Genomic DNA, 26,176 nt, shown 5'->3' with positions numbered 1-26,176 from the left:
CGTCATCTTTTTCATAAGCGTTTCCATAATCGTTTTCCATCTTATCCCACGCCTCACTCGAGTTCCTCGCGAATTTGCCCTACGCCGTCCTTGACGATGAAGTTTCGAGCAGCGGTCAACGCGCCTAAAATGGCGGGTGCTTTTGAACGTCCATGGGCCTTGATGACCGTTCCTTTGACTCCCAGAAGAGGTGTGCCTCCATATTTCTCGTAGTTGAAACGAGCCCAGAGCGCTTTGACCATGGGGATCATGAAAAGCAACCCTATCTTCGGCATGAAACGATGTCCCATTTCCTCGCCGATGATAGACTTGGCGCCCTGCATCAGACCTTCCCCGAACTTCAAGATCACGTTGCCCATGAAGCCGTCACAAACCACGACGTCCGCCCGGCCCCAGGGAATATCATCTCCTTCCACGTAACCCTTGAAGTTCAAAGGACTCCCGCACAGCATTTCCCTGGCTTCCGCCACGGTGTCGTCGCCCTTGATCTCCTCGGTTCCGTTGGACAAAAGAGCGATCTCAGGCTCGGCGACTCCTAGAATTTTCTTGGAGTACACGTTGCCCATTTGAGCGTACTGATACAGGTTCATGGGCTTGGAGCGCACGGAAGCACCTACATCCAGCAAAAACGTCCACCGACTGATGGTTGGCAGAGGTACCCCCAAAGCGGGTCGCTCGATGGTCGGCAGTCTCCCCACCACCAAGACGCCCCCCGCCACGATTGCCCCCGTATTTCCGGCGGAAAGACATCCTTGAGCCTCCCCCGCCCGCACCATCTCCATGGCGATCCTCATGCTGGAGTCTCGCTTTTTCCGAATCGCGGTGGTAGGCTGTTCGTCCATCGCGACAATTTCGGTCGTGTGCACGATCCGTATTCTATTCAATACATCTCTGGAAACGACCTTCAAACAAGGTTTGATTTTTTCCTCGTCCCCCGTCAGGATCATCTCCAAATCTGGAAATTCCTTGCAGGCCAAAGCCGCGCCTTTACAAATTTCATAGGGCGCATTGTCGCCGCCCATCGCGTCGAGAGCTATCGTTAATGTCTTCATCGCATCCACAGGTCCATTCCATCAATAATTCCTTCAATAATCGCGTTTATCCCCATTATGAACAAAACCTTTCAAAGGCCATCCGCTGTTATTTCTTTATTTCTTTATTTCTTTATTTCTGAATACTGAGGTATTGGGCAAATTCAGAGTTCATGGGATCTTCGCGGTCAAGATCTCGGTGATAAAGCGGCCGACGAATATTTCCTTTTCCCTCACCCGGGTTCGCACGCTGACGATGTAACGATTGTCCTTGCTGACGCCCACTTTGGCCCTGGCGATCAACACGTCACCCACCTTAGCGTGTCCTTTGTACTCTCCCCGCATCGAGTCGATGATCACCGCCGTGGCTTCGATTACGGCCACCGCGATGGAACTGGCCTGAGCATAAATGTAGTGATCCCATAAAATGTCCGTCGTGCGAAAAGCCATCTCTTGGGTAGTGCGCAATACCGAAAGCGCCCAGTGGTTGGGTTCGAGTTCCAACAGATCGCCAACGATTTCGCTTTGACTCAAGGAGCGCAGCTTGCTGCTCGCCTCCTGCGCCATACGCTTGATCCGCTCGCGAAGTTCGGGCACACCCATAAGAGCGCGGTCCAAACGCATTGTGCTCACGCTCACCCCCAGAAGGAACGCGAGTTCTTGGTCTGTCGCCATTGGATTATCGTCAAGCAATTTCGCCAGGCGCTGCTGACGAATTTTTTTTTCGGATTTAATCCCAAACGCCCCCATCGAGTATCGTGACAAAAGCATCGCTGGTAAAATTATTGACACCTGGTGCTAATATCTGTTCCGCTAACCTGGATATGCAGTATAAAAGCGAAAATCATATACGTCAAGGGCAGAATGCAAAAACAACAAGGGCAGAATGCAAAAATAAATGGAAGTTTGATACTCGCCCCATAAACCCCTTCGTCCCAAGTACTGTTTCAGCGACCATCCCAGGCGTATTTTTTCATGTCCACACGCCCATCGACGGTGAATCCGACACCCTCCTCACCGAGAAGCCGCCTCTGTACTCCCACTCCAAACACCGCGTACGCCGTCAGCCCCCGTCGCGATAAACCACACAACAACAAGACAGACGGCGCTCCGCCGGCGAGCGAAAAAAAGCATACCCCACAGCCCGGGACGCCCTCCAACTCCCTGCCCAAGAGACCACCTGTCCTTGACATACTCCCACGACTAAAGTTGTGGGAGTCTAAGATCGACAAAGACAGCCGACTGAAACCGGTCTTACGTCTTCTCCTTTAAGATACGTCTTCTCCTTTAAGAGTGGATGCCCCCACTCTGAGAATATTTATAGCCGCATTGATATCCCGATTGATATCCCGGTCGTGTTCCGCCCCGCATTTCGCGTTGATAAGCCATAAAAGAAGTTTAACATGAAAGTAGACACATGAAAGTAGACATATGGCAAGAAACCAAATACAAAACAAACGCCACCATTGGCGGCCTTGCGATTCTCATCCAATCTCATCTAACAACGGCTGAAGCCGTTGGCTTTCTCATCGCTTTATCGTAAAAGTTCACGCGTCCTTTTGCCTCTTTCAGCTTCTCAATCTTTATCGTAAACATTCAAGCTCATGAAAGAATGGCTCTAACTTTATGCCTTTTGCTTTAATTCACTATAATACAACCCCAGGCTCCCAGGCTTGCGTCGAAAAGAATTTAATCGTAGACTTAGAGCGCCGAGTCTCGCTGGTTTAGGGGCTCGACAGTTTTTGATGTGTCGAGGGGGAAGGAAAAATCCGTGTATCGTTTTCACATGAAGATTTATGGTTGTCAAATGAACGTCTACGACAGCGACAGAGTGCGCACGGCTTTGACGCGCCGGGGTTGGGCGGAGTCGGACGAGGGCGGGGCCGACCTGGTAATTTTCACGGGTTGCAGCGTTCGCGGCAAAGCGGAACAAAAGGTATGGAGCGAACTGGGACGCTACGCCCCTCTCTGGGAACGAAATAGGCGGCCTTATGTGGCTCTGACGGGGTGCATCGCCCAGAACCTGGGAGACAGGGTCTTCTCCCGTTATCCGTGGGTCCGCTTGGTTTCGGGACCTCGGCACATCGGGATGCTGCCCGAAGGCCTCGAACGCGTTATGACGGGAGAGCGGGTGACTCTCTTGGACGAGGACCCGCGGGAGTTCCACGATTTGGACGAATTCTCGGAAACGCGAGAAAATAAATATCGCGGCTACGTCACCATCGCCCACGGATGCGATAATTTTTGTACTTATTGTATCGTCCCCCACGTCCGCGGACGCTTCCTCTCCCGTCCCCCGGTGGAAGTTCTGCGCGAAGTTCACGCCCTTATGTCCAACGGCGCGAAAGAAATCACTCTTTTGGGGCAAAATGTCAACAGCTATGGTAAAGATTTTCAAAGCGGTTACGGCTTTGCCGAGCTGCTGCGCGAGGTGGCCCACACGGGTGCGGAGAGGCTGCGCTTTGTGACCTCCCTACCCCAAGATTTCACCGAGGCGATTCTACAAGTGATGCTCGACGAGCCGAACGTTGCTCCTTCGCTGAACCTTCCAATCCAAGCCGGCAGTGATCGAGTCCTCAAGCTCATGAACCGCAAGTACACACGAGCTGAGTACGTGGATAAAGTGCGGATGGTACGCTCCCTTCTTCCCGAGGTAGGGCTCACCAGTGACCTGATTGTGGGTTTCCCGGGGGAGACAGAGGAGGATTTCGAGGATTCCATGAGTGCTCTTTCAGAAATACGCTTCGACTTCGTCCACACAGCTGCCTACTCCGAAAGAACGGGAACGCCGGCCGCCACCATGCCTGGCGCCTTACCCCAAGAGGTGCGAATGGAGCGTCTCAACCGCGTCAACGCGCTGCAAAACGCCATCACCCTCGAAATCAATAAAAAGCTGGTGGGGCGAAGATATTCCGTTCTGGTGGACGGAGCCGCTCCCAAGGGCGAGACGCTGCTCCAGGGGCGCACACCTATGGACAAAGTGGTTTTGTTGGATGGCGCGAAGGACCTTCTGGGTCGCTTCGTCACGGCCGAGGTCGTTTCGGCGGAGTCTTGGTGCCTCAGGGGTGTCGTCGTTCGATAAGGATAAGAGAGAGAAGAAAAGAGAGAAGAAGAAAGAAAAGTAATGAAGAAGAGAAAAAAAGAAGAGAAAATTAAAGAAGAGAGAGAGGAGAGAGGAACATGTGGGAGGAGCTTTGGGAAAAGCACCGTGGTAGGCTCTTGTTCGCGACAGGCATGACCTGTTTTTTGGCGGCTGGCCTCTTGGCGCGGTCACTGACGATTCGTGAGGAAAAAATCGAAAACGCGGTTCCGCAAACTCCCCGAACCGAAAGGGTGACGGCTGTTTCCGAAACGCGCCAGCGTTCGCGCGACACAAAAACGACCACTGGAGTCAACGTATTGGCGATCCAGGAGACTTCGGATTCAGCTTCAACTCCGGATTCAACTCCGGTTTCAGAGTGGGTGGTGTATATCACAGGCAAAGTGCGCAAGCCGGGGGTTTATCGCCTCTCCGCTGGCGCGCGGCTCTTTCAGTTAGTGGAGGCAGCAGGAGGTTTGGACAGCCTCGCCGATCCCGTGGTCGTGAATATGGCCTCTTCGTTGGAGGATGGACTGCACGTTCACATTCCCGCTAGAGAAACTCCGACGACAGGGGCGAACGCGACTCAGGTCCCCTCGATGCCCAATCCGCCGAAAACGCCCCAAACTCAGGCGCGGCAAACTTACTCCGCGTCGCGGCATGAGCGGAATAAACCCAAAACTTCCAGCCTCGTGAACGTCAACCGGGCCTCGGAGGAAGAGCTGACTTCATTGAAAGGCATCGGCCCCACTCTGGCAAAAAACATCATAAAACATCGTCAAGAAAACGGTCTCTTCCGAGCGGTGGACGATCTTTTACAGGTCAAGGGTATTGGCGCGAAAAAACTGGAAGGGCTGCGCGGCAACGTAACCGTTGGCCCATGATTATTGGCTTGTGAGCGTAATTTTCAATCAAGCATGATACTTCTGGCTCGATCCCCTTTTCTGGCGATTTTGGCCGGCCTCACGGTGATGTTGGCCTTGGAGGGCCGAGTAATCCCTTGGGCGATGCCCTTGATCTCGTTACTGACAGCGGTGGGGGTAACGGTCTGCTCCTATCGCGTCGAGCTGAAGGGCCAGTGGCGCGCGGCGGTGCTCATGCTCATCATCGAGCTTCTGTGCTCTTCCTGGATTGCCTTTTGCCTGACTCGTTCGCCCGTTCTTCCTCGCTTCGTCGTCACAACCGGTATCGTGGTGGAGAGCCGTCCCTGGGGCCGGCTTCAGGCCGTGACGGTAAAAACGCATCAGGGGGGATTTGTTCTGAAACTTCCTTTCGCAACCGTGGTGGAAGGAGATCGGGTTCGAGTGGAGGGAACACCCAAGCTCTTCCGATCCACCTCCAGTGGCAGTGACTTCCGGGAAGACCGTTTTTGGCGTGCCCGGGGAATGATGGCGCAACTGACCTCCGCCAAAGTCGAATCTCTTTCTGGAGCTATTCCCGGTTTCGGCCTCCGCTTCTCGGCGGAGGCTCTGCTTCAACGATGGCGCTACGGTCTCTATCGGGCCCTTGCTCTGCGCCTGCCTCACTTGACGGCCGCCTACCTCAACGCTTCTTGGACGGGCAAGCGAGACGAAGGCCTAAACGCCGCTCACAGGGTTTGGGGGACGAGTCACCTCTTGGCTGTGTCCGGTTTTCACGTGGGTATTTTGGTGGCGGCCGCGTCATACTTTTTCAAGAGGGGGAAAAGGCGGTTTTTGGGGTTGAGTCTTCTGCTGTGGCTTTATATCCTTCTGACTGGAGCCTCGGCTAGTGCGGCTCGGGCGGGGCTGATGATCCAAGTGGCCCTCCTGGGAGAACTGGCGGGACGGCCGGGTAGCGCCATCAACTCCGTCTCCTTGGCTGCTGTGTTGCTGTTGTTGCGTTCTCCTTTCTGGTTCTGGGACATCGGGTGGCGCTTGTCGGTTTTGGCCGCCGTGACCATCGCCGCCGCTGCGGAACGCCTCAGCTCGGATGACGGGTTGCTCTGGCTTGGCGTCAGCCCGTTGATCTGGATCGTCACTTTTCCCCAGGTCTCTTGGACCTTCGGAGCCTCACCTTGGGTTGGTGTGTTGATCAACTTAGCGGCGCCAGCCTTTTTCAGCTTTGCCTTGACCGTCGCGTCGATTATCGCCCTGATGTGCCTATTTGGAATCCCAGGGGCGGCTTTCGGAGCCGGCATTCTGGAGGGCGCCTTCGCCTTGTGGGGAATCATTGCCGACGGTGCGGCGCGCCTGATTCCCTGGCAAGCGGAATGGGGTTTTTTTGCCTCCTACTGCTGTGCCGGTATTTTTATCCTATTGCTCTGCCGCGCTCTTTTCGTCCCGTGGCGCAACGTGGCGGTTCTGGTTCCCTTGGGGGCACTGGCGTCCTTTGCCTTGTTCGGCGTGTAGTATAAAATTTTGGTAGTATAAAATTTTGGTAAAGAAAAAAGAAATGTATCGTGGAATTTTTAATACCGAGCCAGAAAGAAATATAAGTCCATTATCGTATTTTCCTCCCTCATTCGTACTACCATGTTCCTCAATGTCTTCATTAAAGACGTATGTTAAAGACATATGTTTGATAATCCAGCGGCATCTGCCGGAGTGTTTCCGATTTGACACGCCAATTTGACACGCCGCTTCCGCTCCGTCCAATTCTTGATACCCGCCGTGCTCAAATCTGAATCGCTTTATCGTAAAAAATGTGTTATACTATTAATGCTTGTCTTATAAGAACGTTTTGAACCGATATGATAATAGCAGAATATTGATGTGTGAAGATTCCGAATCGAGGTTTCGTCGACGGTTTTTAAGGAGTTTTTGTTTCGCTCAATGTTTTCAGTGATGAGTAATCTCAGTATTAGGAGGGTTACATATAATATCTGGATAAACTATAATATATTTATATTTATAATTTATAATTATATCTGATAAACTATCATAAAGTGTCATAATATGTTATGGTAAAATAATATACGATGTCTCAAGCGGCGCAGGTAACAGGGTTGCGTGTTTCGACAATTGTGTGTTTCGACAATAAGGAGGTAGGCCATCAAGGCAGAATTACAATTGATTCTGGGTCTGGTAGATGGTTCATACGCGTTCCAATAGCTGTTGATGTTAAAGCCGAAAACCAAGGCCGTGTAGTGACTATTGTCCCGGGTATCTGAACGTTTGCCTGTAGAGATTATGTGTCTCTATTCTGATGGAAATGTTGTTGTAGTTCGGGACTATAATAGCAATTTGTGGAATATATTGGAATATTTCTACGAGCTTTGCGAGATTCAGCTTTGCCTTTGACTTCATAATCATCAAAGGAATATTATGCGAAATATATCTACTAGTTATAAGTAGGTATTAGTATATTGAAAGGATCAGTGTATACGTTTATGAAAAAGGGAACTTATCAGCCTCATCGAAAACCGCGCAAAAGGAAAATTGGTTTTCTCGCGCGTTCTTCTTCGCCTACGGGACGCGCGGTGTTGCGTAACAGAAGGCGCAAGGGTCGCAAGTGCCTAACGATGGTTTAACGATAAAAAAAGGGTGGGAGTTTGATCTCATTTTCCGCACCGGTCTTCGAGCACAAGGAGAACTGGTGCGGTTGTTGTTTTTGAGAGGAATGGGAACAGACCCGCGCTCCGGCTATGTGGCCGGCAAACGCCAGGGTAAAGCCCATGTTCGCAACCGCAGCAAACGAGTCCTGAGGGAAGCCTTTCGGCGGCTTCGTCCGTGGGTGTGCCCGAACGTGATCGTCGTCGTTTCCCTGAAAGACAATGCCCTTTGTGCTAAGGCGAGCGAGGTCTATCGCGATATGGCCGCCGTTCTCCTCAAAAAAGGACTTCTGACCTCCGATTGGCCGGGGCCCTGTTGGCGGTGAATAACAAATGGGGTTAAAGGAAAAATCTCTCGCGGAGTTTTTTGCTTAAGTTGTTGATATTGAATATAATAGGGAAGTGAGTTTCGTGATGGGAGCGAATGTCGTTGCGTGGGGGGCGATCCGCTTGATACGAGGGTATCAAAAGTGGATTTCCCCTCTATTGGGACCACGATGCCGATTTTACCCAAGTTGTTCCCAATACGCGATTCTCGCTTTGGCGGAGTGGGGTTTTTACAAGGGCTCGTGCCTGGCTATTAAACGGATCGCCAGATGCGGCCCTTGGCACGAAGGAGGTTACGATCCCCCGCCTTGTAAAAAACGTAACAAACATGAGAGACGCAAAAAAAACTAGGATGGTGACTTTGGTGGGATATCTATGGCAGCAAGCCGGCAATTTTTTGATGTGGCTTTTGGAAATGTTTTACGGTCTGACCCATTCGTGGGGGTTGGCCATTATTGCTCTGACGTTGTTGGTGCGGCTCGCGACGCATCCTTTGACGCAGAAGCAAATGTCCAGTATGCAGAAGATGCAGAAACTGCAACCACGATTGAAGGTGCTCCAAGATAAATATCAAGACGACAAAGAAACACTGAACAAAGAAGTTATGGCTCTTTACAAGGAAAATAAAATCAACCCCACCGCCGGGTGTCTGCCCCTCCTGATACAGATACCGATTTTCATCCTTCTTTATAACGTCCTGCGGGAGGCCTCGACTCAAGAGGAGTTTATCAACGCTACGTTTTTGTCCATTCGCCTCGAAGAAACTTTTCTGTCCACGATAGCATCCGCCATCAATCTCGTGAATGAATTGGGACAGGCTCTTCCTAAAGACCAGTTGGGTCCTGTGATCGTCGTTTTTTCCGCGATGACCAATCCTGGCCTTTTGTTTTCCAACCTGGGAATATGGCTGCCCAATACCGTTTTGCTTTTGGTGATCGGCTTTTTGACGTGGTATCAACAACATCTCACCTCCTCTGGTAACCCTCAGATGGCGATGATGAGTTGGTTTATGCCTTTTTTCTTGCTTTGGGTATGCCTGAATATTCAAGGGGGAGTACTGCTTTACTGGGGCGTTTCCTCTCTTTTGGGCGTGGCGCACCAGCTTCGTATCGTGCGCAAAACCAAACTGGAGATGCAAGATAAGCCGATTTTGTTGAAGGAAAAACCTCATAAGGCCGATTGAATCAGATCGTCGACAAGATGAAGTGATTTAAGTTGAACGCGATGTAAAAATCGTTTTGAACGCTTGAATAAGACATATCTACTAGTTATAAGTAAGTAGGTATTAGGACGCTAAAAGATCGGAAAAGAGGATAAAACTGTGGAGCAGGAGACATATCTTGTTTTTGAAACAACGTCTACTGAAGAAGCATTGAGGCGGGCGTCCGATCAGTGGGGTGTATCGGTCAAGGATTTGAGCGCGGAGATCCTAAGCGAGGAAAAAAGTTTTTTCGGTCTCTTTGGCAGGAAACTAAAAGTACAGGTGACCCCGAGAAATCCTTTATTGCTGCTCAAAAGCCGCTCTTTTTTGACGGATGTGCTGGAGCGCATGAATTTACGCGTAACCCCTGAACTTCGCGATAACCACATGATCTCCCTGGAGGGGCAGGACGCCAATATTTTGGTGGGACGCCACGGCGACAGCTTGAAGGCCATGGAATACCTGCTGAACTTATCTCTCCGCTCACCAGGAGACGAGCCGCGAGTTCGCCTGGATTCAGGCGGCTACCGAGAACGCCGCAAGCAGAGCCTCGAACGCCTGGCGGAAGCAACGGCCCGTAGGGTTGTGGAGCGGGGAGCTCCCTTGCGCCTAGATCCCATGCTTAGTTGGGAACGCTGGGTGATCCACACGGCGCTCAAGAATCACGCCGACGTGGAAACTCAGTCGGTGGGTGAGGCGCCAGACCGCAAGGTTGTGGTTATACCGAAGCTGGGAGCCAAGGAGCGCCAGGAGAGTCAATGCGGAGCAAGGAAAAAGAGCAGCAAATACCGAGGCAGAAGATAAGCCCCACTGGGGGTTTTCACCGAGATGCCGTACATGACGAGAAGGGTGTGGTTTGATGTATCCCGTGCTGTTTCGTATCAGCGGCATTCCAGTGGAGACCTACTATGTCCTGTGGTTTTCCGCTCTATCTGTAGCCTTGGCTTGGATGATTCGGCGCCTGGCAATCTACGAAATTGACGACGACCAAGGGCGACGGGTCATCAGTTGGAGCTTTATGGGGATGCTCTTGGGTGCTCGTGCTTTTGAATATATCTGGAATTTCTCCACCTACTGGAATGACCCGTCTTTGATTCTGGACTTAAACAGAGGGGGGCTTGCGGAGGTGGGGGCGTTGAGCGGGGCTGTCCTTACAGCGCTCGTCCTTTGCCGGTGCACGGGGGTGTCCTTCAACCACCTTTGCGAGGCCGGAAGCCCTCCCGCTCTTCTCGCGATGACCTTGGGACGGTGGGGGTGTTTTTTCGCGGGATGTTGCGTGGGTATCCAAAGCGCTTCCCCGCTGGCTCTTCATTTTCCTTATGACGCTCTGTCGGTGACACGGCACCCTACTCAGATTTATTACTCTCTTTCCGCCGGAGCGATTTTGTTGTCGCTGCTGGCTATCGAAAGAGGGATCTTAAAAGAAAGAGAGATCTTAAAAAAAGGAAAACTATGGACACACGCGCTGATCACTCCGCTAGGGCTTCTTCTATATTCGATCATGCGACTTTCGATAGATTCTCTGAGACTCGAAACGGGATCGGGCGGCCTGTCGTTTTCCCATGGGGCGCTGATCGCGGCGATGCCCTTAGAGGTCCTATGGTTGGCGACATCCTGGAGGGCGTTTCGTAAAACTCGCGAGGTCCAGGAACAACAGCTTTAGATTCGCCGCTGAGCAACTGACGCGCTCAACGGCGAATATTTTATCCACTTGAAACCCTCAGACTTCTTGGTCGGGGAAAAGGGGGATCACTTTCTGCTTGAGCACGTCCACGATTCCCATGTCGGATATTTTATACTCCGGCGACACAATTAAAGAGGTGGTAGCGGGTCTGAGAAGGGAAACCTTTGCCCCGCCGAAAGCTCTGTAGTAATGCTCCTGGTACGTTTCCAGCTTGGCCGCGACCTGATCCGCCGGCAGATCGCTCATGAGTCCGCCCACGGGAAGCTCGATTAGCGCCAGCTTGCCGTCGATACAGGTCACTTCTCCACCGCCAGCTTCGATTAACGCATTGACTGCCATCGCTCCGTCGTTGGCGTTCTTCCATACCGTCACTAGATTGTGACTGTCGTGGGAAACAGTGGTCGCCACTGCACCTTGCGTCAAACCAAAGTTCCGAACGACCCCGGCTGCTTTGGTCCCCTTGCCGTATCGGTTGAACACCATAATGAACGCAAGGTCTTCCCTTTGGTCTTTCCTTTGATCTTTCCTTTGGTCTTCGCTTGGCGGCAAGGCCAGATGACCCTCTCGGTCCACCGGCAGCTCCGTGGGCGCCAAGGTGGTGATTTTCGCGGTGAAGTCGATCGCGTTTATTTTTACTGTTTTATTTGCCCCATTCCCCGACGTTTCGACCTTGGGAGCGGCGATCAACAGGTCTTCCGGCTTTATTGGTTTCAGCTTCACGCTGTGCCTCAGCTTAGGCACACTGGGTTCGCCCTTCGTCAGCAATACTCGGTTCTCCGCCACGAGGCTTCCGCCCACGAATACGGCTGTAGGACGCATGTCCTCCAAGCGAGGAACGACAATCATGTCCGCTAGTTTGCCTACTGCCACCTCTCCCAAGTTGGCAATGTCATATTCTTGGGCAATGTTACGCGTGGCGCAGGCGATTGCCACCGTGGGGGCCACTCCCTCGGCCACCATTCGGGCCACCACCAGGTTAATATGCCCGTCTAAAATATCCTTCGCGTGCCGATCATCGGTGCAAACCGTCACGCGGAGGCTCGTAGGGTGGGGAAACCGTTTCACAGATTCTAAAAGCTCTTTGAAGTTCGCGCTGATCGAACTGCCTCCCCGGAGGTCCACCCAGCCGCCCTGTCTCAAGACCTCGTCCACTTCTTTGGCGGTGCGAAGTTCGTGATTGCCGCCCAGGTCATGGATCAGATAGGCCGCCAGGTTTCGGCCAAAGAGTTCGTAATAATGGCTTTGCAGGTAGAGGCCGCTTTCCCTGGCCGCCTGCAAAATGTCGCGCATGAGCTTTTCGCCGCCGATCACCTGGGGGTAGTTCATTACCTCCGCCAAACCCACCACTCGTTCCGGGTCCAGTCGGGCCATTTCCCGAACGTCGTTCGCCGTAATAGATGCCCCGGCGTTTTCCAGACCGGGAACCGAGGGAACGCAGGAGGGTACCAGCATCAACTGCCGAATGGGAGATCTTTTGCCGTCCTCCAGCATATAAACGAAGGCCTCTTTACCCGCCACGTTCACCAGTTCGTGACAGTCGGTGAACACACAAGTGGTGCCGTGAACCGCCACGCCGCACCCGAAGTTGTAGGGTGTCAGCATGGAGCTTTCCACGTGCAGATGAGAATCTAGCAACCCAGGCAATAAGAAAGAACCCCCAGCATCGTATACCTTCGCGGCGTTGGCCTTCAACTCGCAAAACGCGTTTTTGTCACTCTCGACGTAGACGATCACGCCGTTTTTGACGTAAACCTCCACTGGATAGATCTGATGCGTCGCCACGTTGACTAATTGGCAGCGCACGACAGCCAGGTCCGCCTGCGTCTCTCCTCGCGCGGCGCGTTGAAGCGTCACCATATCCGCGTACCGCCATAGGTCCAGTTTTCTCATGAGTTTTCTCCGTTCTTGTCTATTATTGCTTGCTTATTTATCGTGACCAAATTTGGACGGCAAAATAACTGATTCCCAATAAAAACAGTCCGATGCCCGACGTGAGTTTCACCCAATCCAACGGGGGCCGGCGGTAGGTGTACTGAATGGACTTAAGCACCGTATTCATAACGATGCCGAAACACATCGCTCCAGCGACATTGCGCAGAAGCGCATAATAGGAGGCCATCAGCAGCACGGAAATCAACTCTAGTTGGTCATTTTGGGTCTGAGCCACAATACGACGTATCCCCATCATCATCCCGATGCCCACGGCGATTAAAGCCGCTCCCGTGGCGATGGGTGGAATCATCAAAAAGAGAGGGGACAAAAACAGCGACGCGATGAACAGAATTCCAGTGACCAAGGAGGCGAAACCCGTTTTGGCGCCCGACTCCACGCCCGCGCTGGACTCCACGAAAGTGGTCACCACCGTGAGGCCGAAGAACGCCCCTACTACGGTCGCCAGCGAATCCACCCAAAAAACCTCGTTCAGCTTGGGCACGTTGCCTTTTTCATCCATCAGACCGGCTTTTTCCGCACAGGCGAGGGCAGTGCCCGCCGTCGAGAAAAAGTCGCCCATGAAAAACACCAAAACGTAGGGCAAATACTCCAGCGCCCAAGCGCCTTTGAAGTCGAAGGCCCAGAAAACCGGCAGAACACTGGGTGGGGTTTGGACCATTGCTTCCGGCGTTCTCACCATTTGCAGATAGATGGCCGCCGCCGTGATCAGCAGCATCCCAATGAGGTAGCCGCCCGGGACCAGCGAACGTCCGTCCTTTCTCTGCAAAAACACCATCGCCAAAATAACGATCAGACCCACAATGCCCAAAATCAATCGAGGGTCCGTTAGGTTTCCCAGCACGAAGGCGTTATTTTCCACCAGAGCTAGGCGGATACCCGACGAACCCGCTCCCAAAATCACCAATTGCAGGCCAATACAGAAACTGACGCCGAATTTTACGCTAATAGGGATGGCGTCCACCACCATCTTCCGCAGATTGAAGTCCAGAATCTTTTTATCCTGAACGCCGAAGAGCTGCAGCGGTCTGAGAAAAGGATAGCTCACCAGCATGAATAAGGCGCCCGAAATGACCACCATGCCGATCCCTTGCTGCCACGTGGCCAAGCCCGCCGTCACCAGCCCGATCATGATCACGTTGCTGCCCATACCCGGAGCCAAGGCGAAAGGGAGTTTCGCCCAAAAACCCATGAGGATCGTCGACGCTGCGGCAATTATCGCCGTCGCCGTGAACACCGCTTCTCTGGGCATTCCCTTCCCGCCGGCAGCCATGATGCTGGGGTGAACCACTAAAATATAGGCCATAGCCATGAAAGTTACAACTCCGCCCAAAATCTCCGTCCAGACAGTGCTCCCGCGCTCCGAAATCATGAAATACCCGTCGATGAAACCACGCTTCATTTTTCTTCCGCCTCCTTTAAATTATTTATATTTGCTTCATGATAGGGTGCTGGGATAGAGAAATTCAACGCAGCCTGCGCTGAGGGCCTGGAGGCTGGAAATCTCCTTTTCTGGAGGAAGACCGGATGAGGCGTAAGCTAAGGGCAGCTCCGTACAAGCCGTGACGATCAACGTGTCATTCCGCTTCCACAGCGCCTCTATGACCTCACGCAGGACCACTCCCGCCTCCGAGATTCGCCCAGCCTTGACGTAGGTTAGGCTTTGCTGTACGCGCTCCTGTTCTTCATCCGTGGGGTCCAGAAACCGATAACCCACCCGGTGCGCGTACTCGGCGTAGAGACCGCTCTGCCGAGTTCCGCAGGTGGAGAGAAGCCACGCGCCTCCATCGCTCCGCTTCTTCGCCTGATTTACCGTCGCCTCGACAATATGAATGAGGGGCACGGTCAAGTTTTGCCGAAAGCGATCAATGAAAAAATGCGCCGTGTTGCAAGGAACAGCCAAAACCTCCGCTCCCCACTCGATTAGGCGCTCCACTCCTCGCCGCAGCAAGGGCGTGGGGTCTTCGCCTTCTCCACGAATCGCCCGGCTCCGGTCCGGCGTAGCGGGTTCCGATAGTAAAAGAACACGGGGATGCTCCTGATCACATTGGGCTGGAACGTCTTGCGCCAAGAGCCTTAAAAATTCAGCCGTCGCCGCCGGTCCCATGCCGCCCAGAATCCCCAAGGTTTTTTCCAGTTTCAAAGCCATTATCCTTCCCCTCATCCAACTTTTGTTTTTTTGCTTATCTTTTGAGTTTACCAGAATTGGGAGGCGGAAAATATAGGCATCTTACGATCCTCAGCACGTCGGAGGGAGAAAAGAAAAAGATTGAGTCGCCTCTTTCTATGCACCTAGCACCTATGCACCTATGCACCGTGCTTCAGGTAAGCTCAAGTGTCCGTCCGTGGATGAACGGATGGACGGATGGACGTGTCCGAGATGCGGGGCGGAACACGACCGGGATATCAATCGGGATATCAATGCGGCTGTAAATATTCTCAGAGTGGGGGCATCCACCCTTAAAGGAGAAGACGTAAGACCGGTTTCAGTCGGCTGTCTTTGTCGATCTTACAATCCCACGACTTTAGTCGTGGGAGTATGTCAAAGTACTTTTTTAAGCAGTCTTGAGGGCCTATTGCAGGGGCATCAGCTCGAAGAGTTTGCTGTCGTCGAAAGAACGCAGCTCGCTCGTGGCGTCGAATATCATGGTTTCTTTGCCCTCGGCGGTGTAGGGCTTCCACTCTAGTCCTTCCTGGCTCGGGTTACCGGTCTTCGCGAAGTTGAGCCATGCCGTGGCTATAACATCCTGCAGTTTGTAGGACTCTTCGGTGCCGCCCGTCGCTATCGAGATGATCGGTATGCTCACGTTATGGAAGACGTATATGAGTTCACTGCAGTGGAAAGCCGTCGTTCCTCCGTTGACCGGAAACTCGTAGGCGAAAAGATACTCGTAGATTAGTCCACTACCGCCAGCGGCATGCTTTATATCGGAGGTTTTGCGTATGTTGTTGCGCCCGTTAGTGGAGTAGAAATAGGCGTCGCCCACTCTCTTGTTCGGAAAGAGCTTCGCGAACTCGGCCGCTACCGCTTCCGCGTTGTCGCCGAAACGCGCTTTCAGATTTGCCTTCGTCTCGTCAGCGCTCCATTCGTTTTTCCGCCCGTCGCCAATTCTAAACGTCGGTATCTGCTCGCTGAACACGCTTCCGTTCATGAAGGGCATGTCCTTCGCCCAGTCGCAGTAGTCGTTGAGAACGTAGTCGTTGTCGGGGATCGGGTTCCAGTTGATATACGCGACGTTCTGCGGGTCTTCCTCCCGCACTTTCGCGATCGCCGCGTCTGCCGCCGTGATCAGCGTATCGTACGGGACCTTCTTCAGTGCGTCCACGTCGCCTTCCTTAATGTTCAAATTCTGGAAGGTGAGGGCGGCTATCCTGGTGGACATAGCCTTCGTGGTTTTCCCGAAGTTGAACCCCGACCCAGAGCTCTGAGAAATGGCTTTATGGAAGAGACCTTTCGAGGAGGGCATGTGCATAAGGGTGATGACCTTGCCACCACCACCCGACTGACCGAATATGGTCACGTTGCCGGGGTCGCCGCCGAACGTCGTGATATTCTCCTGGATCCATTTGAGGGACATCTCGAGGTCGGCCCAGCCCACATGCGGGGAATATTTATACTGATCACCGTAAGCGGTGAGATCAAGATAACCGAGGACGTTGAGTCTGTGGTTCACCGTCACGACCACGACATCTCCGTAATCGCTCAGGTTCGTTCCGTCATAGGCCCAGGACTCTATTGCGGAACCGTTTGTATAACCGCCGCCGTGGAAAAAGACCAAAACCGGCTTCTTTGCATCGGGGTCCAGCTTCTTGGTCCAGATGTTCAGGTTCTGGCATTCCTCACTTTGAGCCCAGTAACGATGCGGCCATACGAACTCATCGTCGCCTACCCTGGTCATGCGCTGGATTGGGGCGATGGTACCGTAGCTCTGGGCGTTTTTGACGTCTTCCCATGCATCGACCGACTTCGGCATCTCGAAACGCTCGGCTTTCGCGTAGGGAACTCCCGCAAAAACGTAAATGTCGCCGTTCATATAGCCGCGGAGTTGTCCGCTCTTCACCTGAGCGATGGGGGGATTCAAGAGGCTTGGCTTAGGGCCGTCGGCAGCCTGCGCCATTGTGTACGTTACGGCAAGAATACCGAACGCGAGGCAAAACAAACTCAAAAACGCTACTGTCGTTCTTTTCATTTTCATTCTCCCTTCAGTTTGCAACAAACTTTTTAGCCCAAATAACCGCTCCACGTGCTCTGCCGTCTCATTTACGATTGATCTGTCGATCTACCTCCCTTCGACTCGGATCATTTTCGGAATCACTTTTTCTTGGAGAGGACGTCGAACGCGACAGCAAGTATGAAGATGGCGCCTTTGACGACATACTGGAAAGAAATATCGACGCCTAGAAGGTTCATTCCGTTTGTCAGCGACGTAATGACCAGAGCGCCCACTATCGTATTGGTCACTTTTCCAACCCCGCCCCGCACGGATACGCCTCCTATATAAGAAGAGGCGATGGCGTCGAGCTCGAAGCCAAGACCCGCCGCCGGAGTAGCGGACGCGAGGCGCGACGTGTAAAGGATTCCCCCCAGAGCCGCCAACATACCCATGGAGCCGAATACCATGAACGTCACCTTTTGGACCTTTATACCTGACAGCTCGGCAGCCTCCGCGTTTCCTCCGATAGCGTATATACTGCGTCCAAAACGTGTTTTATTGAGCATGAAATTATAAATCAACAGAACGACGCTCACGATGACCGCCGTCCACGGCAGTCCTTTATATGAAGCCAAGATCCACGTGATCGTGAGCAAAATAGCGGCAAACATCGTTATTTTTACCAAAAAAAGAGGAGTTGATATCACATTGAAACGATAACGTAACATGTTAGTCCGGGCGCGCGTTTCACTAGCGATGATCAGAGCGGCTCCGACAATACCTATGAGCAGCGTCAGAACGTGCAGCCCTCTTCCGCCGAAGGGATCCGGGACGAAGCCGTTGGAAAGAGAGCGAAAAACTTCGTCCCGCACAATGATAGTGCCCGTGCCCGCTGTCACCATCGAAAGAAGTCCTCTGAACATAAACATCCCCGCGAGCGTGGTGACGAACGCGGGAACGTGGACGAAGGACACCAGAAAACCCTGGTACATGCCTATGAGCACTCCGACGAACATGATGCACGGGATAACGGCAAAGGTGCTCCACCCTCTGTTCATCAGCATCGCCGCCAGCGCTCCTGTGAAGCCCGCCACGTACCCCACGGAGAGGTCGATCTGAACGATGATGAGCACGCAGGTCATGCCTATCGCTAATACGGCCACGTAACCGGTCTGATTGATGAGGTCGGATAAATTGCGTGGGGACAAGAAAAGCCCGTTCGTGAGAAAACCGAATATGGCAAAAATGAACATGAGAGAAAAATACATCGCGTAATCGCGGATATTGTTTTTGAACAAAGAAGACAATCCTACCGTCGAGATCTGCCCTGCGTTCTGACTGCTTGCGTTCATACCGACGCCTCCGATATCTCCGATATTGCCGATATTTTCATGGTTCCGGTTGCAATCTCCATTACCTTCCGCTCCGTGGCCTCTGCCGCTGAAATTTCTCCGGCGATGGTTCCCTCGGACATGACGTACAGCCGATCACTCATTCCCAGGATTTCCGGAAGTTCGGAGGATATCATGATGATGCTCATACCTTGTTCCACCAGCCTGTTCATCAGCGTGTAAATCTCGAATTTCGCGCCGACGTCGATGCCGCGGGTCGGCTCGTCCAGAATGAGTATCTCAGGAGTCGCGAAAAGCCATTTGGCCAAAGACGTCTTCTGCTGATTTCCGCCGGACAGATTGCCGACTGCCTGATGAATGCCCGTCGCTTTGATGTTGACTCGCTCCCTGTAGTCGTTTGCCATCCGGATTTCCTCGTTCAGGTTGAGGACGATTCCTTCTACCAGCTTTTCCAGAGCCGCAATCGTGATGTTGAAACGAATATCCTGGATTAAAATCAATCCATTGCGCTTTCGGTCCTCGGTCACGTAAGCCACGCCGTTTTTGATGGCGTCCCCGGGATGCGCGAATCTCACCCGTTTGCCATTCACGGTCAATTCACCGTTCGTGATGCGATAGGCGCGAGTGTTTCCGAACAGACTGAGCGCGAGTTCCGTGCGTCCGGATCCCATAAGACCCGCCAGTCCAACTATTTCGCCTTTGCGCACGTTTATATTGACGTCGTGCAGGGTCTCTCGTCCGGTGACAGGGTCGATCACGGACCAATTTTTCAGCTCGAAGCATATCTCTCCGAACTCGGTACGCTGGCGTTTCGGATAAATTTCGTTTATCTCGCGGCCCACCATGTGCCGTATGATCTCGCCCTCCGAAATAGAGCCGTCGGCGACGTCAAAAGAACAGACGGTGCTTCCATCTCTCAGGACGGTGATGCTGTCCGCTATGGAAACAATCTCTTTGAGTTTGTGGGAAATCATGATGCAGGTGATTCCCTGTGACTTGAGCTCTCTGATCAGATCGAGAAGGCTGGCGCTGTCGCTTTCGTTGAGCGCGGCGGTGGGCTCATCGAAGATCAGCAGACTGACATCCCTGGAGAGCGCTTTGGCTATCTCGATCAGTTGCCGCTGCCCCACGCTGAGTCGTATGATCTTGGTCGCGGGATTGACGTCGAGACGGACGCGCCTCAGGATTTCTCCGGCGCGGACAATCGTCTTGTTCCAGTCGATCACGCGTCCATTCATTATTTCATGCCCCATAAAAATATTTTCGTAAACCGAGAGTTCGGGAAACTGTGCCAGTTCCTGATAGATGATGGCGACGCCCGCTTTTTCGCTGTCCCTGATCGACTGAAAACGCACGAGCGAACCGTCTAAATAGATACCCCCATCATAAGAACCAAACGGATAAACACCGGATAACACCTTCATGAGGGTAGATTTGCCGGCTCCGTTCTCCCCCACAAGACAGTGAATTTCTCCGCGTTTGACCTGAAAACTGACGTTATCCAGTGCACGCACTCCAGGGAATGTCTTGACGATGTTTTTCATTTCGAGAATGAAATCGCTCACTGCCGACGCTCCCTTCGAAAGGGCCGCCTCGCGCGCGAGCCGGCCCCGAAACTTTCGATCATACTTTCAATTGATTCCTGTAAACTGAGAAACCGCGTAATAACCAGAGTCGATGAGAACAGACTTTACATTGTCCTTCGTCACCACGACTACCGGGGTCTGTTTCGCCGGCACATCCACCGTCGTGTTGTTGTACGTCGTGTCGGTGGAGGGCTTCTCTCCTTTGATGACGGCAATGGCCATCTCCATCGCGTCCTGCGCCAGCGTCCGAGTGTCCTTGAAAACGGTCATGGACTGCTTGCTGTCAATAACATACTGCACGGAGGCGAGTTCTGCGTCCTGCCCCGTCACAAAATAGCCGTTCACGTCGGCGTCAGCCGCGAACACATCCGCAATGGAACGAGCGGTCCCGTCATTTGGCGCGAGCACAAAGCAGAGCCCCTTCTGATCCGCGGCGACGGCGGTCAGGTTGGATTCGGCCTTGGACTTTGCCACGTTAAAATCCCAATCGGTCGTAATCTGACCGATGATGCGGGCTTGCTGATCACGGGTCAGTTTCGCCTCCCCTTGAAGCGTGGCGGCCTCGGAGGAGTTGCGAATGACGAACGTCCCGTCGGTGATCTTCGGCTGTAGAATGTTCCAGGCGCCCTCGAAGAACAGGAACGCGTTGTTATCCGTCGCGGCGCCCGCGTACAGATACAGGGAGTGGTTTTTTCCAGAGGCGTTGTCCGCGAGATACCGACCCATCGCTTCTCCCACCGCCACAGAATCGAACGTCACGTAGTAGTCCACTGCCTTCGTTTCAGTGATCAGACGGTCATACGCGATGACCGTAATGCCGGCCTCTTTTGCCGTCTCAACCGTCAGGCTGGCCGCCGCCGCGTCGTGAGCGCAAATGATGAGGACCTTGATGCCCCTGGCTATCAATGTTTCCACGTTTGTGCGTTCAGTGGCGGACGATCCCTGACTGAACAAAACCTCCACATTGTAATCCGTATCCGCTATGACCGATTCGAAACGGGCCTGGTCTTGAAGCCACCGCGGTTCGTCCTTGGTAGGGAGGACGATTCCGACGTCCACACCTGCCGCCTCCGCCCAAACTCCAAGGCCAGGTAGAGAAAGAACAAGCGCGAGCATTACCGCAAACAGCGATTTTCTCATGATATTCCACCTCTCTGCTTAATATATTGAAAATAACTTACAGCCGACAATATGTTAGTATAAATCATCGACGTTTTTTTTCCCATAAAATATTGTTATAAAAAATATAAAAAATATTTTCACCTTCGAACTATTGCGTAAAGAGTTTCTCTCTGACTGAAAAGAGTTTCTCTCTGACTGATATGATGAACTGATATGATGAAGGGGATTTGATTGAATGCCGATATCTCAATTTCTCCGTAAACCTTTATCTCCGCAACAGCGCCGACGATCGAACGACGCCGTGTTGGGCTGCTGCTTCGAAGCGGATACCCTGCTCGAACAAATCCGCAATTTAAACGTCAGCGGGATCTCTCAGGTCATTTTCGCGGATCACACAGGCTGTCTGCGGATCACACAGGCTGTCTAATGAATGAACGCTTCAACACGAGATCCAATCGGAATCGGAAGCTGAGGGAGTTGTTATCAGATTTTTTCGTGGTCAACGAACAACTTTCTCGCGCCTCCTTCACACTGACCGCGCTGCTGGACAGAAATACCGTCATGGCGTCTTTTACAGTTTATCAAGCTTTTAACAATCTTTCCAGAGGTTTTCTGAGATTCGTTTTATGAAGGTCCCTTTATGAGATAAACGTATAAAAATGGAGATAAAATAATTGAGAAAAATTCCTCCGCACCGTAACTTTTCATAATGTAACTTTTCATAATGATTGATATTAATGGATTAGCAAAAAACGTCAAAGATTCCCCAATTAGTTTTGGGGCCTTCGAAAATGCTAGTCCATGTACTCTCCATTCTACTTATCTACTTACTATAGCCGCTATCCAGCGCGTATCGAAGCGGAATGGACATGCGCACAGTTTTTTGGGGATTTACCGTTTGACAAATAGCCAAATTCCCACAAAGAGAAAGCAACATGATGACTTCATCTGAGGATAAGCTGGTTTCGTTTCGCAGCAAAGTGTACATTTGTCGTACAGCCAGGGTCCACGCGTTTTCTATTGTGGCCTCGGAGGCGATCACAGCTAGCTCAGTCGCGTTGGCTACAATAGGAAAGCCCTGTACGCGCTGATGGAGTATGCTCAATCGCAATTTTACCTGTCCGGCGACCTCTAAACCACAACCTCCGATTTCACCATCGCCCATACAGGCGTGTAAATCCCCTAGGGCAAACAGCGCGCCTGGGACAAAAACAGGTAAATACAACGTGGCACCCGGAGCGATCAAAGTGCAATCCATATTGCCGCCATGGGAGGCGGGACAATCCGTCGCGACTTCTCCGTCTTCAGGCGCTACGCCGATTACACCAATCATCGGATGCAGGTCCAACCGCAAGTGTTCGCTGAAATGAACCTTTCCTTGTCGCACCGGAATACGCCGGACAACAGGTTGCTCGACGAGGTCGGCCAAAGTTCCATATTCTCGATCAATTTCCGTACAGCCCCATTCATTCAATAGTATGTCTAGTATGTCGATCTTCAGCATGGTTCCCGGAGCGGCCTCTTCTACGTAGATAGGTCCGGTAGCAGGGTTGAGCTTCGAAAAATCGATATCTTCGAAGACAGCCTGTGGATCCAGCAATTGATCATGGAAACAATCATAAGTTTCCACTGTTACAGTTTCCCCAGAACACATATACAGCGCCGGGTTGTTGGCGCGACTCATAGAGTGGATAACGCTGTGTCGTTTCAAATAGTGATCGGTATGACCGCTGGACACCGGCGCGGATTGATCCAAGTTCATAATCGTCTCCTCATTTTTTACTCGTGTATTCCTCAGCAGAAGGGTCATCTTCCAGTTTCATAATCGTAAATCCAGTATATCCGAAAATGACGGAAAAAATGGGGCAGAGGATATTGAATAGGCAGTATGGCGCATAACTCAGGGTCGGCACCCCTAAAAATTTGGACATGGTAGCACCGCAGGTATTCCAGGGAATCAATGGCGAAGTGACCGTGCCGCCGTCTTCCAACGCACGGGATAAATTGCGCGGCGCCAAACCGCGTTTTTTATACTCGCCTCTATACATACGGCCAGGTATGGCTATGGCAATGCAATGGTCCCCCAATAAAACATTGGAGAATATTGCGGAAACCACCGTCACCATGATCAAGGAACCGGTTTTGTGGGCCAGTTTAAGCAAACTCATGGCGATAACGTTCATCATACCTGCCGTTTCCAGTATGCCGCCAAAGGTCAGCGCACAGATAATCAGTGAAATAACCCACATCATATTCATGAATCCACCGTTGGTCAAAAGACCGTCTACCATTTCATGTCCAGTTTCGGAAACAACACCGTACATGATGGAGTTCAACGCGACGCTCCAACCAGAATGCTGCACGCCTATAGCGCAAAGCAAACCCAAAATGGTTCCGGCGAATAATCCAGGGATGGCGGGGACCTTCATGCCCACAATAACGATAACCAACACAGGAACCAGCAATAGCCAAGGGGAAATGACATATTTGCTGGAAAGAGCATCCAAAATACCGTTGATCTGCGCTGAATCGAGGGGTTGATCAGCAAAACGCGCACCCATAATTCCAAAAACGACTAGGGCGATGCCATACGCAAAAACTGTGGTGTAAAACATGTGTTTGATATGATCTAAAAGTGTGGAACCGGCGACTGCGGCAGCCAAATTTGTCGTATCGGACAACGGCGACATTTTATCCCCGAAATAAGCCCCCGAAATGATCGCGCCGCCAGCCATTTCTCCTGGGATATTTAAGCCATGTGCAATACCGATAAGCGCAACGCCTATTGTTCCTACTGTAGCCCAAGATCCTCCCGCAGCGATGGAAACCACGCTGCAAATGACCATAGAAGCGACCAGGAACAAGCCAGGCGTGATAATTTTCAATCCATAATAAACGAGGGCAGGGACAACACCGCCAGCGATCCAAGTGCCGATTGTAGCGCCGATCACGATCAACAGTAAGATTGCTTGCATGACGCTCTTTACGGATTCAATGGCGCCGTCTTCCAGTTCTTGCCAAGTATAGCCGAGAAAGACAATAGCGATAAAAGCCGTGATACACGTACCGATGATCAGCGGAACTTGAACATCCAAACCGAATGTCGTGATCGAGAGGATCAGTATAAACACGGTAAGCACTACCGGCATAAGAGCCAGCAAAAGACTCGGAGTTTTTTTTGTTCGTGCCTTCGTCATGATTCATCCCTCCTAAATGTTTGAGGCGAAGCCATTAGCCAAATAAAAAATAATTATCTCTAAGGCGTTGTTAAACTGCTATTTTCTCATAGTAATGATAAAAGACTTCACCGTTCTTATAGTATAGCATAGTATAGCATTTTTTATATTCTTAAAATTGAATGGTAAATCTCTAAATTGCCACTCAACTTTCGCAACGAAATTTTCGTAAACGTCAACGTCAAAGAAAATGGACATGGAAAGAGCAGGAAAAGGATACTTGAAAGGCTTAAGTGAGTTTTTCTTCGCTGTTTCTATAACAAATAGATTACAGAGCTGGCTTTCGCTTCATCGACCGTGGAGGAAAATAACCAATTTTTACGCCCAATGACGAAAGGTCTGATGCTGCGTTCGTACCGTGAGATTTTCAATACCGTATAATAATACCGTATAATAATGAACATCAAGTTAAAAACAATCTTGAGCAGTGGGAGAGATAACTTTGGAAATTCTAATGCCGGATGGCAATCATTTTAAGATTGAATATTTAGTTTTGGATTTCAACGGAACGATAGCGAAAGACGGAGTTTTGCTTGATGGAGTGGCAGAACGCCTTTGGGAAATCGCCAAACAGGAAGTCAAAATTTTTATTGTTACCGCCGACACCAACGGCAGCGTCTCTCAACAATGCGGCAAGCTACCCGTGGAAATAAAAATTCATCATGGACAGGACATCGCCGAACGCAAACAAGAGTTGCTCTGTTTCTTGGGGCCCGATGTTACCGCCGCCGTGGGCAATGGCAAAAACGATCTACAGATGTTGAAAGAAAGCAAATTGGCAATCACAGTATTCGGCGCGGAAGGGTGCTTCGCGCCGAATTTTGCCGTTTCCGACGTGGTTGTCAATGATATATTGGACGCCTTGGACCTCTTTATCCATCAAAACCGGCTAACGGCTACTTTAAGAAGCTGAAGACCCGCTAATTTTTACCGCGACTATCGGGTTATTTCAGCAGAAATAGACAGGTGCTTCCTCTCCACTGTGCTATCATATACTTCACGAAACCTTTGTACTTCACGAAACCTTTGCCGCAAGGAGGTTTAACGAACGAGCCTATTGTACTTGTATAATTTATCCAAAAAATTAAAGGAGTGGATCGGTATGAACCTGAAAAAAGCTCTGATCGTTGCTTTTGTGCTTTCTCTTTTTACGGCGGCGGCATTTGCCGCGCCTCTAGACGTCTTCAAAGATATCAAAGGCGCCTTGGACATTGCGGGAGGGACCGCCCATATTCCTGTCATGAAGCAGGCGGCTCAGGAGATTATGACCGCTTATCCCAATATTCGAATCACCGTTGCGGGCGGCGGTTCAGGTGTCGGAGTGAAACAGGTGGGAGAGGGCCTCGTTGGAATCGGCAACACTGGAAGGCCGCTCAAGGACAGCGAAATTGCCGAGTTCGGTTTGAAGACTTTTCCTTTTGCTATTGACGGAGTCGCTGTGACGGTCAACCCCGCCAATCCCGTTAAGGAAATGACATCCGCGCAGGTCTCCGACATCTACTCCAGCAAAATAACGGACTGGAAGGAACTTGGTGGTGAGGCAGGTAAAATCAACGTCTACGGACGTGAGGACGGCAGCGGCACCCGAGAAACCTTCACCGAAAAAATACTGGGAGAAACCGAACTGGCCCCATCCGTCAACGTCGTTGCTTCCAATGGCGCGATGAAAACAGCCGTTGCTCAGGATAAAAGAGCCATCGGTTACGTCGGAATCGGACATATTGAGGACTCCATTACGGGCGTGGTCTTGGACGGAATGGTGCCCTCGCAGGAAAACGCCGCTGACGGTACCTATAAGATCGTGCGTAACCTCTATATGAATACCAAAGGAGAACCTACCGGCTTAACTGCGGCTTTCATCGGCTATATCTACAGCAAGGATGGGGCGAAGATCATCGAAGATAACGGCTATATTCCTATCCCCAAAGACTGATTCAGTTTAT

At 51.6% G+C, this 26,176-nt stretch carries 24 protein-coding genes and 1 pseudogene; 12 read left to right on the top strand and 13 right to left on the bottom strand.

Going from position 1 to position 26,176, the window contains the following annotated elements:
- Positions 1-53: 53 nt before the first annotated feature.
- The 3 genes from plsX to LBJ36_09990 all read right to left on the bottom strand — a co-directional run bounded on the left by plsX (position 54) and on the right by LBJ36_09990 (position 2,203).
- Positions 54-1,052: a phosphate acyltransferase PlsX gene (gene plsX / locus LBJ36_10000; GenBank protein MDR1379365.1), complete on the bottom strand. Its 999-nt coding sequence runs from the start codon at positions 1,050-1,052 to the stop codon at positions 54-56.
- Between the two features lie 150 nt (positions 1,053-1,202).
- Positions 1,203-1,781 carry a transcription factor FapR gene (gene fapR / locus LBJ36_09995; protein ID MDR1379364.1) on the bottom strand — a complete coding sequence of 193 codons (579 nt, stop codon included), beginning with the start codon at positions 1,779-1,781 and terminating at the stop codon, positions 1,203-1,205.
- Positions 1,782-1,978: 197 nt separating this feature from the next.
- Positions 1,979-2,203: a hypothetical protein gene (locus LBJ36_09990; GenBank protein ID MDR1379363.1), complete on the bottom strand. Its 225-nt coding sequence runs from the start codon at positions 2,201-2,203 to the stop codon at positions 1,979-1,981.
- Positions 2,204-2,802: 599 nt separating this feature from the next.
- Here LBJ36_09990 and miaB point away from each other — a divergent pair.
- From miaB to LBJ36_09945, 9 genes are all read left to right on the top strand, one after another.
- On the top strand, positions 2,803-4,113 hold the full coding sequence (gene miaB, locus LBJ36_09985) for a tRNA (N6-isopentenyl adenosine(37)-C2)-methylthiotransferase MiaB (GenBank protein ID MDR1379362.1): 1,311 nt from the start codon (positions 2,803-2,805) through the stop codon (positions 4,111-4,113).
- A gap of 98 nt (positions 4,114-4,211) precedes the next feature.
- Positions 4,212-4,994, top strand: a complete 783-nt coding sequence (locus LBJ36_09980) for a helix-hairpin-helix domain-containing protein (GenBank protein ID MDR1379361.1) — start codon at positions 4,212-4,214, stop codon at positions 4,992-4,994.
- A 33-nt stretch (positions 4,995-5,027) separates the two neighbouring features.
- Complete coding sequence (locus LBJ36_09975) at positions 5,028-6,479, top strand: ComEC/Rec2 family competence protein (GenBank protein ID MDR1379360.1); 1,452 nt, start codon at positions 5,028-5,030, stop codon at positions 6,477-6,479.
- Between the two features lie 980 nt (positions 6,480-7,459).
- Complete coding sequence (gene rpmH / locus LBJ36_09970) at positions 7,460-7,600, top strand: 50S ribosomal protein L34 (GenBank protein MDR1379359.1); 141 nt, start codon at positions 7,460-7,462, stop codon at positions 7,598-7,600.
- Complete coding sequence (locus tag LBJ36_09965; GenBank protein ID MDR1379358.1) at positions 7,582-7,947, top strand: ribonuclease P protein component; 366 nt, start codon at positions 7,582-7,584, stop codon at positions 7,945-7,947. Before rpmH ends, LBJ36_09965 begins: the two co-directional genes overlap by 19 nt.
- 88 nt (positions 7,948-8,035) lie before the next feature.
- Complete coding sequence (gene yidD / locus LBJ36_09960) at positions 8,036-8,299, top strand: membrane protein insertion efficiency factor YidD (GenBank protein MDR1379357.1); 264 nt, start codon at positions 8,036-8,038, stop codon at positions 8,297-8,299.
- Positions 8,300-8,312: 13 nt separating this feature from the next.
- Positions 8,313-9,131 carry a YidC/Oxa1 family membrane protein insertase gene (locus LBJ36_09955; GenBank protein ID MDR1379356.1) on the top strand — a complete coding sequence of 273 codons (819 nt, stop codon included), beginning with the start codon at positions 8,313-8,315 and terminating at the stop codon, positions 9,129-9,131.
- Between the two features lie 138 nt (positions 9,132-9,269).
- Positions 9,270-9,953 (top strand): Jag N-terminal domain-containing protein, encoded by a 684-nt coding sequence (locus tag LBJ36_09950; protein MDR1379355.1) that lies wholly within the window; start codon positions 9,270-9,272, stop codon positions 9,951-9,953.
- A gap of 55 nt (positions 9,954-10,008) precedes the next feature.
- Entirely contained in the window at positions 10,009-10,812 is an 804-nt protein-coding gene (locus LBJ36_09945) for a prolipoprotein diacylglyceryl transferase (GenBank protein ID MDR1379354.1), read from the top strand.
- Positions 10,813-10,869: 57 nt separating this feature from the next.
- Here the strand turns inward: LBJ36_09945 and LBJ36_09940 are convergent, their stop codons facing one another.
- The 7 genes from LBJ36_09940 to LBJ36_09910 form a co-directional block, all read right to left on the bottom strand.
- Positions 10,870-12,723 (bottom strand): amidohydrolase family protein, encoded by a 1,854-nt coding sequence (locus LBJ36_09940; GenBank protein ID MDR1379353.1) that lies wholly within the window; start codon positions 12,721-12,723, stop codon positions 10,870-10,872.
- Between the two features lie 37 nt (positions 12,724-12,760).
- The gene (locus LBJ36_09935; protein MDR1379352.1) at positions 12,761-14,185 is read right to left on the bottom strand and encodes an NCS2 family permease; all 1,425 of its coding nucleotides are present in this window, start codon (positions 14,183-14,185) and stop codon (positions 12,761-12,763) included.
- Positions 14,186-14,221: 36 nt separating this feature from the next.
- Positions 14,222-14,932, bottom strand: coding sequence for an amino acid racemase (locus LBJ36_09930; protein ID MDR1379351.1), 711 nt, complete (start codon positions 14,930-14,932; stop codon positions 14,222-14,224).
- 424 nt (positions 14,933-15,356) lie between these two features.
- Positions 15,357-16,973, bottom strand: a complete 1,617-nt coding sequence (locus LBJ36_09925; protein MDR1379350.1) for a carboxylesterase family protein — start codon at positions 16,971-16,973, stop codon at positions 15,357-15,359.
- 122 nt (positions 16,974-17,095) lie between these two features.
- Complete coding sequence (locus tag LBJ36_09920) at positions 17,096-18,289, bottom strand: hypothetical protein (protein MDR1379349.1); 1,194 nt, start codon at positions 18,287-18,289, stop codon at positions 17,096-17,098.
- Positions 18,286-19,854: an ATP-binding cassette domain-containing protein gene (locus LBJ36_09915; protein ID MDR1379348.1), complete on the bottom strand. Its 1,569-nt coding sequence runs from the start codon at positions 19,852-19,854 to the stop codon at positions 18,286-18,288. The genes LBJ36_09920 and LBJ36_09915 overlap by 4 nt, the downstream gene beginning before the upstream one ends.
- Positions 19,855-19,920: 66 nt before the next feature.
- On the bottom strand, positions 19,921-21,015 hold the full coding sequence (locus LBJ36_09910) for a sugar-binding protein (protein MDR1379347.1): 1,095 nt from the start codon (positions 21,013-21,015) through the stop codon (positions 19,921-19,923).
- A 217-nt stretch (positions 21,016-21,232) separates the two neighbouring features.
- Between LBJ36_09910 and LBJ36_09905 the strand changes: the two genes are divergently transcribed.
- Positions 21,233-21,424: a hypothetical protein gene (locus LBJ36_09905; GenBank protein MDR1379346.1), complete on the top strand. Its 192-nt coding sequence runs from the start codon at positions 21,233-21,235 to the stop codon at positions 21,422-21,424.
- Positions 21,425-21,820: 396 nt separating this feature from the next.
- Here the strand turns inward: LBJ36_09905 and LBJ36_09900 are convergent, their stop codons facing one another.
- The 3 genes and pseudogenes from LBJ36_09900 to LBJ36_09890 form a co-directional block, all read right to left on the bottom strand.
- A complete protein-coding gene (locus LBJ36_09900; GenBank protein ID MDR1379345.1) occupies positions 21,821-22,759 on the bottom strand; it encodes an acetamidase/formamidase family protein in 939 nt (312 codons plus the stop codon).
- A gap of 10 nt (positions 22,760-22,769) precedes the next feature.
- Positions 22,770-24,194 (bottom strand): Na+/H+ antiporter NhaC, encoded by a 1,425-nt coding sequence (gene nhaC, locus LBJ36_09895; GenBank protein MDR1379344.1) that lies wholly within the window; start codon positions 24,192-24,194, stop codon positions 22,770-22,772.
- A 255-nt stretch (positions 24,195-24,449) separates the two neighbouring features.
- Positions 24,450-24,595: pseudogene (locus tag LBJ36_09890) on the bottom strand (transposase).
- Positions 24,596-24,675: 80 nt separating this feature from the next.
- Between LBJ36_09890 and LBJ36_09885 the strand changes: the two are divergent.
- Complete coding sequence (locus LBJ36_09885) at positions 24,676-25,146, top strand: hypothetical protein (GenBank protein MDR1379343.1); 471 nt, start codon at positions 24,676-24,678, stop codon at positions 25,144-25,146.
- Positions 25,147-25,335: 189 nt separating this feature from the next.
- Positions 25,336-26,166, top strand: coding sequence for a phosphate ABC transporter substrate-binding protein PstS family protein (locus LBJ36_09880; GenBank protein ID MDR1379342.1), 831 nt, complete (start codon positions 25,336-25,338; stop codon positions 26,164-26,166).
- Positions 26,167-26,176 lie beyond the last annotated feature (10 nt).

It is taken from the genome of Synergistaceae bacterium, assembly GCA_031267575.1.
Taxonomy (GTDB): domain Bacteria; phylum Synergistota; class Synergistia; order Synergistales; family Aminobacteriaceae; genus JAIRYN01.
Note: the sequence above shows the minus strand (reverse complement) of the source record. Positions and strands in the feature narration are given on the sequence as shown.